Source organism: Mycobacterium sp. E2989, from assembly GCF_001667595.1.
Lineage (GTDB): Bacteria > Actinomycetota > Actinomycetes > Mycobacteriales > Mycobacteriaceae > Mycobacterium.
This window is the reverse complement of record NZ_LZJX01000016.1, coordinates 1-10,922: the sequence shown is the minus strand read 5'-3', so window position 1 is coordinate 10,922 and position 10,922 is coordinate 1. Positions and strand designations below refer to the sequence as shown.

Here is a 10,922-nt window from a genome sequence, read left to right as displayed (position 1 = left end):
CACCGTGGTGTGCGGGCCCTTTGCCGTTGAACCAATAGCTCTGCCCCGCAATATCTTTGGGTCGGCCGGTCGGCTTATTCGACCGTAAGCGAGCGTCCCCGCTGCGACCTCGCCCCGCCCCTCAACATTTGAGAACTCTATGAAGTCCGTGACAGTCACATGTGTGGCTTGCCAGAATGTAGGGACATGACCGCGATGTCGGGATACGCGGGGGGTCAGCGCCCCCGCCAGGCCATCCTCGGGCAGCTGCCCCGGATCTACCGCGCCGACGGCTCACCGATCAGGGTTCTGCTGGTCGATGACGAGCCGGCGCTGACCAACCTGGTGAAGATGGCGCTGCACTACGAGGGCTGGGTCGTCGACATCGCCCACAACGGGCGCGAGGCCATGGCCAAGTTCGAGAAGACCAGCCCCGACGTCCTCGTGCTCGACATCATGCTTCCCGACGTCGACGGGTTGCGGATTCTGGAGCGCGTCCGCCAATCCGATCCCTACACCCCGACGCTCTTCCTGACCGCGCGGGACTCGGTCATGGACCGGGTCACCGGCCTGACCGCGGGCGCGGACGACTACATGACCAAGCCGTTCAGCCTCGAAGAGCTCGTCGCCCGGCTGCGCGGGTTGTTGCGCCGTTCCGGTCAGCAGACCCCGCCGGCCGCGGAAACCCTCAACGTCGGCGACTTGCGCCTCGACACCGCCAGCCGCGACGTCACCCGCGACGGCACCCAGATATCGCTTTCCTCAACCGAGTTCGAGCTGCTGCGCTTTTTGATGCGCAATCCCCGGCGCGCGCTTAGCCGCAGCGAGATCCTCGACCGCGTCTGGAACTACGACTTCGCCGGGCGCACCAGCATCGTGGATCTCTACATCTCCTATCTGCGAAAGAAGATCGATTCCGGCCGGAAACCGATGATTCACACCGTGCGCGGTGTTGGGTACATGTTGCGGCCACCGGAATGACCCGGCGCCGGGACGCCTTGTCCGGCGACCTTCCGGGGTGGCTACCCCGTTCGCTACGCCGCCAGTTGTTGTTGGGCGTCCTGGCCGTGGTCAGCGTGGTGCTGATGACGGTGGGAATCGTCTCCGTGCTGAGCCTGCGCGGTTACGTCACGTCGATGAGCGACGCCGACGTTGCCGGTTCGTTGGACGCGTTGGGCCACTCCTACACCAAATACCGTGACAGTCAACGCAATCCGGGTGAGGGCGCCAAGCCACTGGACCAGGCGATGCTGCAGTTCACCGATCAAACGCCGGGAAACCTGATCGTGGTGCTGCACAACGGCACCGTCATCGGCTCGGCGGTCTTCTCCGAAGCCGAGGCGCGACCGGCGCCCGCCGACGTCGTGCGCGCCATCGAAGCGCAGTCGTGGACCGACGGGCCGCCACGGACCGAAAACCTGGGCAGCCTGGGGTTCTACCGGCTCGACAGCCACGCCGACGGGCCCGACGTGCTGGTTGCCGGGGTGTCGCTGAACCTCGCCGACCAGATCATCGCGCGCAAGCAGCTCACCACCACCCTGCTCATCGCGGCGGCCCTGGCGGTCACCGCGGGGCTCACCGTTTGGGTCGTCGGCTACACGCTTCGCCCGTTGCGCCGGCTGGCCGCCACCGCGGCCGAAGTCGCGGCCATGCCGCTCGCCGACGACGACCACCGGATCAGCGTCCGGGTGCGGCCCCGCGACACCAACCAGCAGAACGAGGTCGGCATCGTCGGCCACACCCTGAACCGGTTGCTGGACAACGTCGATAGCGCGCTGGCTCAGCGCGCCGAATCCGACCTGCGAATGCGGCAATTCATCACCGACGCCAGCCACGAGCTGCGGACGCCGCTGGCCGCGATTCAGGGATACGCCGAACTCACCCGGCAGGACAGCTCCGCGCTGCCGCCGACCACCGAGTACGCGCTGGCCCGCATCGAGTCCGAAGCGCGGCGGATGACGCTGCTGGTCGACGAGCTGTTGTTGCTGTCCCGCCTGGGCGAAGGGCAGGACCTGCAGAGCGAGGACGTCGACCTCGCCGAGCTCGTCGTCAACGCCGTCAACGACGCGGCGGTCGCCGCGCCGACGCATCATTGGGTGAAGGACCTGCCCGACGAACCGGTGTGGGTCCGCGGGGATCACGCGCGGCTGCACCAGCTGGTGAGCAACCTGCTCAACAACGCCCGGGTGCACAACCCGCCCGGGGTCACGGTCACGACCGGGATCACCTGCCACCGCGACGGGCCCGACGCGCCGTGCGTCGAACTGACCGTCACCGACGACGGACCGGGCATCGACCCCGAGCTTCTCCCCCGCTTGTTCGAACGGTTCGCCCGGGCGGACAACTCGAGACTCAACGGCACCGGCACCGGGCTCGGCCTGGCGATCGTCAGTTCCATCGTGAAGGCCCACCACGGCTCCGTCACCGCCGAATCCACCGAGGGCAGAACGGTTTTCCGGGTCCGGATCCCGATGATCGACGGCCCGGGCGCCGACGCCGGATAGCCGCGCGGTGCGCGTGCCGGCGGGTGTTAAGAAACCGTAAAGGTGAACCGCGACGCCGTTAGGGAAGTGTCAACCAAAGGCCCTAGCCCAGGGGCGCCAGCTAATTTCAAGCTGATATCGCCTCGAGAGACGGCGCCGTGGCGGCCTCGACGAGGCCCTTTCGTATGCGCGTGGTTGCGCTGGACGGAGACAAGGTGGGCTCGGAATGGGCGTAGTGGCGTTCGTCGTGTTGACGGTTGTCGTGTTCGCCGCACTGGGCTGGGTGCAGAAGTTGGTCGAGCGGCTGTGAGCTACGAAAACATCGTCGGCCTGGTGCTTTCCGTCATGCTCGCGCTGTTTCTCGCGTGCGCTCTGCTGTTCCCGGAGCGGTTCTGATGGGCGCGACGACGGCGGGTCTGCTTTTTCTCGGCCTCCTCGTCGTGGCGCTGGTGGCGGTGCATGTGCCGTTGGGCGACTACATGTATCGGGTCTACACGTCGCCAAAGGATGGCCCCGTCGAGCGGGCCATCTATCGGCTGATCGGGGTCGACGCGCGCTCGGAACAGAGCTGGGGCGCCTACGCGCGCAGCGTGTTGGCGTTCTCCTCGGTCAGCATCCTGTTCCTGTTCTTCTTCCAGCTCCTGCAGGGCAAGTTGCCATTGCATCTGCACGATCCCGCCACCCAGATGACCCCCGGGCTGGCCTGGAACACCGCGATCAGCTTCGTCACCAACACCAACTGGCAGGCCTACTCCGGTGAGTCCACCCAGGGCCATCTCGTCCAGATGGCGGGGCTGGCCGTGCAGAACTTCGTCTCGGCGGCCGTCGGCATGGCCGTGGCGATCGCGCTGGTGCGCGGCTTCGCCCGCACGCGCACGGGCGACCTGGGGAACTTCTGGGTCGACTTGGTGCGCGGAACACTGCGCATCCTTCTGCCGATCGCGATCCTGGGCGCCATCGTGCTGATCGCGGGCGGGGTTATCCAGAACTTCCACCTGAACGACCAGGTCGTCACCACCCTCAACGGGGCGCACCAGACGATCACCGGCGGCCCCGTCGCCAGCCAGGAAGTCATCAAGGAGCTGGGCACCAACGGCGGCGGGTTCTACAACGCGAACTCCGCGCACCCGTTCGAGAACCCGACCCGGTGGACCAACTGGTTGGAGATCTTCCTGTTGCTGGTGATCAGCTTCTCGCTGCCCCGCACGTTCGGGCGCATGGTGGGCAACACCAAGCAGGGTTACGCGATCGCGTCGGTGATGGCTTCGCTGTACGCGATCAGCGTGACCTTCATGATGTGGTTCCAACTGCAGCACCACGGCACGGTGCCCACCGCGGTCGGGTCGGCGATGGAGGGGGTCGAGCAGCGGTTCGGCGTCGCCAACTCCGCGGTGTTCGCCGACTCGACGACGCTCACCTCCACCGGCGCAGTCGACTCGTTCCACGACTCCTACACCAGTCTCGGCGGCATGATGGCCCTGTTCAACATGCAGCTCGGCGAGGTCGCGCCGGGCGGCACCGGCTCGGGTCTGTACGGCATGCTGATCCTGGCGGTGATCACCGTGTTCGTCGCGGGGCTCATGGTCGGGCGCACCCCGGAGTATCTCGGCAAGAAGATCACCCCACGCGAAATCAAGCTCGCCGCAAGCTATTTCCTGGTGACGCCGTTGATCGTGCTGACCGGCACCGCGATCGCGATGGCGCTGCCGGGTGAACGCGCCGGCATGCTCAACGGCGGCCCGCACGGGCTGTCGGAGGTGCTGTACGCGTTCACCTCCGCGGCCAACAACAACGGGTCGGCATTCGCCGGAATCAGCGTCAACACCAACTGGTACAACACCGCCCTCGGGTTGGCCATGGTGTTCGGCAGGTTCCTGCCGATCGTCTTGGTGCTCGCCCTGGCGGGCTCGCTGGCCAAGCAGGGCCAGACGCCGGAATCGGTGGGCACGCTGCCCACGCACCGGCCCCAATTCGTGGGAATGGTCGCGGGCGTGACCCTGATTCTCGTCGCGCTCACCTTCCTGCCCATGCTGGCGCTCGGACCTCTCGCCGAAGGAATCCACTGATGGCCGCGACCACCGTCGACCCGACCGAGCAGGCGCAACCCGCCGGCTCGGCGAATACCAAACGGGTGCAAGGGGGTTTGCTCGATCCGAAGATGCTCTGGCGCTCGACGCCGGACGCGCTGCGCAAACTCGACCCCCGCTCGCTGTGGCGCAACCCGGTGATGTTCATCGTGGAGATCGGCGCCACCTGGAGCACCGTGCTCGCCATCATCGATCCGACCTGGTTCGCCTGGTTGACCGTGATATGGCTATGGCTCACCGTCCTTTTCGCCAACCTCGCCGAGGCGGTGGCGGAAGGGCGCGGCAAGGCCCAGGCCGAAACCCTGCGCCGGGCAAAGAGTCACACGATGGCGCGACGGCTCAAGGACTGGGCGCCCGGCAGCCCCGGCGTCGAGGAGGAGGTCGCCGCGCCGCTGCTGCAGCAGGGCGACATCGTCGTCGTCGAGGCCGGACAGGTGATACCCGGTGACGGCGACGTCGTCGAAGGCATTGCCTCCGTGGACGAATCGGCCATCACCGGAGAGTCGGCGCCCGTGATCCGCGAGTCCGGCGGCGACCGCTCCGCGGTCACCGGCGGCACCACCGTGCTGAGCGACCGGATCGTCGTGCAGGTCACCCAGCGGCCCGGGGAGAGCTTCATCGACCGGATGATCGCACTCGTCGAGGGCGCCAACCGGCAGAAGACCCCCAACGAGATCGCGCTCAACATCCTGCTGGCCGCGCTGACGATCATCTTCGTCTTCGCCGTCGCCACCCTGCAGCCGCTGGCGATCTATTCCAAGATGAACAACCCGGGCGTCCCGGATACCCAGGCGCTCAACGCAAACGGTGTCACCGGGATCGTGATGGTGTCGCTGCTGGTGTGCCTGATCCCGACGACGATCGGTGCGCTGCTGTCGGCCATCGGCATCGCCGGTATGGATCGGCTGGTGCAGCGCAACGTGCTGGCCATGTCCGGACGCGCGGTCGAGGCCGCAGGCGACGTCAACACGCTGCTGCTGGACAAGACGGGCACGATCACCCTGGGCAACCGGCAGGCCGCCGCCTTCGTTCCGCTCGACGGCGTCACCAACGAGCAGCTGGCCGACGCGGCACAGCTGTCCAGCCTCGCCGACGAAACCCCGGAGGGGCGCTCGATCGTCGTATACGCCAAGCAGCACTTCGGTCTTCGCGCCCGCACGCCCGGCGAACTCTCGCAAGCCCAATGGGTGAGCTTCTCGGCCACCACCCGGATGTCCGGTGTGGACCTCGACGGCCATCAGCTGCGCAAGGGTGCGGCCAGCTCCGTCGCCGAATGGGTGCGCGAGCAAGGCGGCAAGGTGCCACAACAGCTCGGCGAGGTCGTCGACGGCATCTCCGCCGGCGGCGGCACCCCGCTGGTGGTCGGGGAAAGCCGCGGCGGCGACGCCTCGGTGCTGGGCGTCATCCATCTCAAGGACGTCGTCAAGCAGGGCATGCGGGACCGGTTCGACGAGATGCGCAAGATGGGCATCCGCACGGTGATGATCACCGGCGATAACCCGTTGACCGCCAGGGCGATTGCCGATGAGGCCGGCGTCGACGACTTCCTCGCCGAGGCCACACCCGAAGACAAACTCGCACTGATCAAGCGCGAGCAGGAGGGCGGCAAGTTGGTTGCGATGACCGGCGACGGCACCAATGACGCGCCGGCGCTGGCTCAGGCCGACGTGGGCGTGGCCATGAACACCGGCACCTCGGCCGCCAAGGAGGCGGGCAACATGGTCGACCTCGACTCCGACCCCACCAAGCTCATCGAGATCGTCGAGATCGGCAAGCAGCTGCTCATCACCCGCGGCGCGCTGACCACCTTCTCGATCGCCAACGACATCGCGAAGTATTTCGCGATCATCCCGGCGATGTTCGTCGCCCTGTTCCCCGGGCTGGACACGCTGAACATCATGCGGCTGCACAGCCCGCAGTCGGCGATCCTGTCGGCGGTGATCTTCAACGCGGCCGTGATCGTCGCGCTGATCCCGTTGTCGCTACGAGGGGTGCGCTACACGCCGAGCAGCGCGTCAAAGCTGTTGAGCCGCAACCTCTACATCTATGGCCTCGGCGGCATCGTCGCCCCGTTCGTCGGAATCAAGTTGATCGACCTGATCATCCAATTCGTCCCGGGGATGTCCTGACATGAGCTTCTCGAACTTCTTCCGCATGCACTGGGCGGCGTTTCGCGCGCTGCTGGTGCTCACCGTGATCACCGGCGTCGCCTACCCGCTGCTGGTCTGGCTGGTCGCGCAGATTCCGGGACTGCACGACAAGGCCGACGGGTCGATTCTGACCGCGAACGGCAGGGGAATCGGCAGCCGTCTGATCGGGCAGTTGTTCACCGACTCCAACGGCAACCCGCTGCCCCAGTACTTCCAGAGCCGCCCCTCGGCGGCCGGTTCCGGTTACGACCCGCTGTCCTCGGGCGCGAGTAACCTCGGGCCGGAAAGCATTGTCGATACGGCGGGCAAGCCGAGCCTGCTCACGCAGGTGTGCACGCGCAGTGTCGCGGTGGGGCGGCTGGAAGGCGTGGACGGGTCGCGACCGTTCTGCACGGGTGGCGGCGTGGGCGCGGTGCTGTCGGTGATCGGGCCCCGCGACTCCCGCGGAAACGTCGTCCGCCCCACCCGGGTGGTCAGCGTGAACGAACCGTGCCAGACGACGCCGGCGCCGTTCTTGAGCCTCTACCAGGGAGCGCGGGTCGAGTGCGCCAAGGATGGCGAGGACTATTCGACAGGGCAGATCGTGCCGATCCGCGGCGCCGCTCCGGCCAATCCGGCCGTGCCCGCCGACGCCGTCACCACCAGCGGCAGCGGGCTGGACCCGAACATCTCGCCGGCCTACGCCGACCTCCAAGTGGCGAGGGTGGCCAAGGCCCGCCATGTCGGCGTCGAGGAGATCCGGGAGGTGTTGGCGCAGAATCGAAGCGGCCGCACGCTCGGTTTCTTCGGTGAACCGTGCGTCAACGTGTTGCAACTCAACCTGCAACTCGATCACAAATATCCGGTCTCGAGCTAGCGCGATAGGGGGATGATGGTTGACGTGAGTGCCGTTGACCACCGCCCCAAGCGCGGCGAGCTGCGGATTTACCTCGGCGCAGCCCCCGGGGTTGGCAAGACGTACGCGATGCTCGGCGAGGCACATCGTCGCCTGGAGCGCGGCACGGACTTGGTGGCCGGCGTGATCGAGACCCACGGCAGGGCGAAAACCGCTGAGCTGCTTGAGGGCATCGAGTTCGTCCCGCCGCGCTTCATCGAATACCGCGGCAGCACCTTCGCCGAACTTGACGTGCCGGCCGTGCTTGCGCGCAAACCGCAGGTGGTCCTCGTCGACGAGCTCGCCCACACCAACACGCCGGGCAGCAAGAACGCCAAGCGCTGGCAGGACGTCGAGGAACTGCTCGACGCGGGAATCACCGTGATTTCCACGGTCAACGTCCAGCACCTGGAAAGCCTCAACGACGTCGTCGCTGCGATCACCGGCATCGAGCAGAAAGAGACCATCCCGGATTCCATCGTCCGGCAGGCGTCGCAGGTCGAGCTCATCGACATCACTCCGGAGGCGTTGCGCCGCAGGCTGTCCCACGGAAACGTGTACGCCCCCGAGCGCATCGACGCCGCGCTGAGCAACTACTTCCGCCGCGGAAACCTCACCGCGCTAAGGGAACTGGCGCTACTCTGGCTCGCTGACCAGGTCGACACCGCGCTGGCCAAATACCGCGCCGAGAACAAGATCACCGAGATATGGGAGGCCCGCGAGCGGGTGGTGGTCGCCGTCACCGGGGGCCCGGAGTCCGAGACGCTGGTACGGCGGGCATCCCGGATCGCGTCGAAGTCCAGCGCCGAGCTGATGGTGGTGCACGTCATCCGCGGCGACGGATTGGCCGGACTGTCGGAGACACGGATGGCCAAGATCCGCGAACTGGCCAGCAGCCTGGACGCCTCGCTGCACACCGTGGTCGGCGACGACGTGCCCACGGCCCTACTCGATTTCGCCCGCGAGATGAACGCCACGCAGCTGGTGATCGGCACCTCGCGGCGATCGCGATGGGCGCGGGTCTTCGAGGAGGGCATCGGCGCGCGGATCGTCGAGCTGTCCGGCAAGATCGACGTGCACCTGGTCACGCACGAGGAATCCAAACGCGGCTTTCGCGCGGCGTCGCTGGCGGCCGGCGAGCGGCGGGTGGCGTCGTGGCTGGCGGCCTTCATCGTGCCGTCGGCCATCTGCGCGGTGATCGTCACGGCGCTTGACCCGTATCTGGGCACCAGCGGCGACAGCGCCCTGTTCTTCGTCGGCGTGCTGCTGGTCGGACTGCTGGGAGGCGTTGCGCCGGCGGTAGTTTCGGCGGTGCTGTCCAGCCTGCTGCTGAATTATTTCCTGACCGCGCCCCGGCACACCTTCACCATCGCCGAACCCGATGCGGCCGTCACCGAACTCGTACTGCTGCTGATCGCCGTCGCGGTCGCCGTCCTGGTCGACGGCGCGGCCAAGCGCACCCGCGAGGCCCGGCGCGCCTCGCAGGAGGCCGAGCTGTTGACCCTGTTCGCGGGCTCGGTGCTGCGCGGGGCCGATCTCGAGACATTGCTGGAGCGGGTGCGCGAGACCTACTCCCAGCGCGCGGTCAGCATGCTGCGCGAACCCAGCGAGGAGGAGCGCGCCGACGGCAAGAAGGGCGACGTCGTCGCCTGCGTCGGCCGGGACCCTTGTGTCACCGTCGATTCCGCCGACACCGCGATCGAGGTCGGCGACGACGAGTTCTGGATGCTGCTGGCCGGCAGGAAGCTTTCGGCCCGGGATCGGCGGGTGCTGGGCGCGGTGGCCAAGCAGGCCGCGGGCCTGGTCCGGCAGCGCGAGCTGGCCGAGGAAGCCAGCCGGGCCGAGGCGATCGTGCGCGCCGACGAGCTGCGGCGCTCCCTGCTGTCGGCGGTCAGCCACGACCTGCGGACGCCGCTCGCGGCGGCCAAGGTCGCGGTGTCCAGCCTGCGCGCCGAGGACGTCGCGTTCTCCCCCGCGGACACCGCGGAACTGCTGGCGACCATCGAGGAGTCGATCGATCAGCTGACCGCGCTGGTGGGAAACCTGCTGGATTCGTCGCGCCTGGCCGCCGGCGTGGTGCGCCCGGACCTGCGCCGGGTGTATCTCGAGGAAACGGTGCAACGCGCGCTGATCAGTATCGGCAAGGGCGCCACCGGTTTCTATCGGTCCGCCATCGACCGGGTGAAGGTGGACGTCGGCGACGCCGTGGTGCTGGCCGATGCCGGTCTCTTGGAACGGGTCCTTGCCAACCTGATCGACAACGCGCTGCGGTACGCGCCCAACTGCGTGGTTCGGGTCAACGCGGGGCGGGTGGGTGACCGGGTGCTGATCAACGTCATCGACGAGGGGCCCGGCATCCCGCACGGGACCGAGGAGCAGATCTTCGAGGCGTTCCAGCGCCTCGGTGATCACGACAACACCACGGGGGTGGGGCTGGGCATGTCGGTAGCGCGCGGCTTCGTCGAAGCCATGGGCGGCACCATCGCGGCCGGGGACACCCCGGGCGGCGGGCTCACCGTGATGGTGGAATTGGCGGCGCCGGAACCGATTGGTGCGCAATGACGCGCGTGTTGGTGATCGACGACGAGCCGCAGATTTTGCGTGCGCTGCGCATCAATCTGTCGGTGCGGGGTTACGAGGTGATCACCGCGTCGACCGGTGCCGGCGCGCTGCGCGCCGCCGCCGAGCACAAGCCCGACGTGGTGATTCTCGACCTGGGTTTGCCCGATATCTCCGGCATCGATGTGCTGGCCGGCCTGCGGGGCTGGCTCACCGCCCCGGTGATCGTGCTTTCGGCGCGCACGGATTCGTCGGACAAGGTCGAGGCCCTTGACGCGGGGGCGGACGACTACGTCACGAAACCCTTTGGCATGGACGAGTTTCTGGCCCGGCTGCGGGCGGCGATCCGCCGCAACACCGCGGCATCCGAGCTGGAGCAGCCGGTGGTCGAGACGGACGCCTTCACCGTCGATCTGGCCGCCAAGAAGGTCACCAAGAACGGCGCCGAAGTTCACCTCACCCCCACCGAGTGGGGAATGCTCGAGGTGCTGGTGCGCAACCGGGGAAAGCTGGTGGGGCGCGAGGAGCTGCTCAAAGAGGTGTGGGGACCGGCCTATGCCACCGAAACACATTATCTGCGAGTATATTTGGCCCAGCTGCGGCGCAAGCTTGAGGACGATCCGTCGCAGCCCAAGCACTTGCTGACCGAGTCGGGCATGGGGTATCGCTTCGAGGCGTGAGTTCGTGCGGTGTCGGGGCCGCGACTTTCGGGCTCGCGGCGCTGGCGGGCCGTGGTCACATCCGTCACTTGCGCCTCCGCCCCGGAGGATGCGACTGTTTGCCCGCCTCA

8 protein-coding genes are annotated in these 10,922 nt (G+C 67.4%); all 8 read left to right on the top strand.

Features of this window, described 5'->3' with window-relative positions; translation table 11 throughout:
• The first annotated feature begins 186 nt into the window (after positions 1 to 186).
• The 8 genes from A5680_RS03460 to A5680_RS03425 all read left to right on the top strand — a co-directional run bounded on the left by A5680_RS03460 (position 187) and on the right by A5680_RS03425 (position 10,812).
• Positions 187 to 960: a response regulator transcription factor gene (locus A5680_RS03460; RefSeq protein ID WP_067816183.1), complete on the top strand. Its 774-nt coding sequence runs from the start codon at positions 187 to 189 to the stop codon at positions 958 to 960.
• Positions 957 to 2,483, top strand: a complete 1,527-nt coding sequence (locus A5680_RS03455; RefSeq protein ID WP_055403113.1) for a cell wall metabolism sensor histidine kinase WalK — start codon at positions 957 to 959, stop codon at positions 2,481 to 2,483. Before A5680_RS03460 ends, A5680_RS03455 begins: the two co-directional genes overlap by 4 nt.
• 285 nt (positions 2,484 to 2,768) lie before the next feature.
• Complete coding sequence (kdpF, locus tag A5680_RS25585) at positions 2,769 to 2,858, top strand: K(+)-transporting ATPase subunit F (protein ID WP_055403110.1); 90 nt, start codon at positions 2,769 to 2,771, stop codon at positions 2,856 to 2,858.
• Positions 2,858 to 4,528 (top strand): potassium-transporting ATPase subunit KdpA, encoded by a 1,671-nt coding sequence (kdpA, locus tag A5680_RS03445; protein ID WP_067816176.1) that lies wholly within the window; start codon positions 2,858 to 2,860, stop codon positions 4,526 to 4,528. Before kdpF ends, kdpA begins: the two co-directional genes overlap by 1 nt.
• A complete protein-coding gene (gene kdpB / locus A5680_RS03440) occupies positions 4,528 to 6,678 on the top strand; it encodes a potassium-transporting ATPase subunit KdpB (RefSeq protein WP_055403106.1) in 2,151 nt (716 codons plus the stop codon). Before kdpA ends, kdpB begins: the two co-directional genes overlap by 1 nt.
• Before the next feature lies 1 nt (position 6,679).
• On the top strand, positions 6,680 to 7,555 hold the full coding sequence (locus A5680_RS03435; protein WP_067816173.1) for a potassium-transporting ATPase subunit C: 876 nt from the start codon (positions 6,680 to 6,682) through the stop codon (positions 7,553 to 7,555).
• 12 nt (positions 7,556 to 7,567) lie between these two features.
• Entirely contained in the window at positions 7,568 to 10,135 is a 2,568-nt protein-coding gene (locus A5680_RS03430) for a sensor histidine kinase KdpD (RefSeq protein WP_067816169.1), read from the top strand.
• The gene (locus A5680_RS03425; RefSeq protein ID WP_067816166.1) at positions 10,132 to 10,812 is read left to right on the top strand and encodes a response regulator; all 681 of its coding nucleotides are present in this window, start codon (positions 10,132 to 10,134) and stop codon (positions 10,810 to 10,812) included. The genes A5680_RS03430 and A5680_RS03425 overlap by 4 nt, the downstream gene beginning before the upstream one ends.
• The last annotated feature ends 110 nt before the right edge of the window (positions 10,813 to 10,922 follow it).

What these genes read in the sequence shown, in the direction of transcription:
- A5680_RS03435 (WP_067816173.1), top strand. Translation starts at nt 6,680, where the DNA reads ATGAGCTTCTCGAACTTCTTCCGCATGCACTGGGCGGCGTTTCGCGCG.
- kdpB (WP_055403106.1), top strand. Translation starts at nt 4,528, where the DNA reads ATGGCCGCGACCACCGTCGACCCGACCGAGCAGGCGCAACCCGCCGGC.
- A5680_RS03460 (WP_067816183.1), top strand. Translation starts at nt 187, where the DNA reads ATGACCGCGATGTCGGGATACGCGGGGGGTCAGCGCCCCCGCCAGGCC.
- A5680_RS03430 (WP_067816169.1), top strand. Translation starts at nt 7,568, where the DNA reads ATGATGGTTGACGTGAGTGCCGTTGACCACCGCCCCAAGCGCGGCGAG.
- A5680_RS03425 (WP_067816166.1), top strand. Translation starts at nt 10,132, where the DNA reads ATGACGCGCGTGTTGGTGATCGACGACGAGCCGCAGATTTTGCGTGCG.
- kdpA (WP_067816176.1), top strand. Translation starts at nt 2,858, where the DNA reads ATGGGCGCGACGACGGCGGGTCTGCTTTTTCTCGGCCTCCTCGTCGTG.
- A5680_RS03455 (WP_055403113.1), top strand. Translation starts at nt 957, where the DNA reads ATGACCCGGCGCCGGGACGCCTTGTCCGGCGACCTTCCGGGGTGGCTA.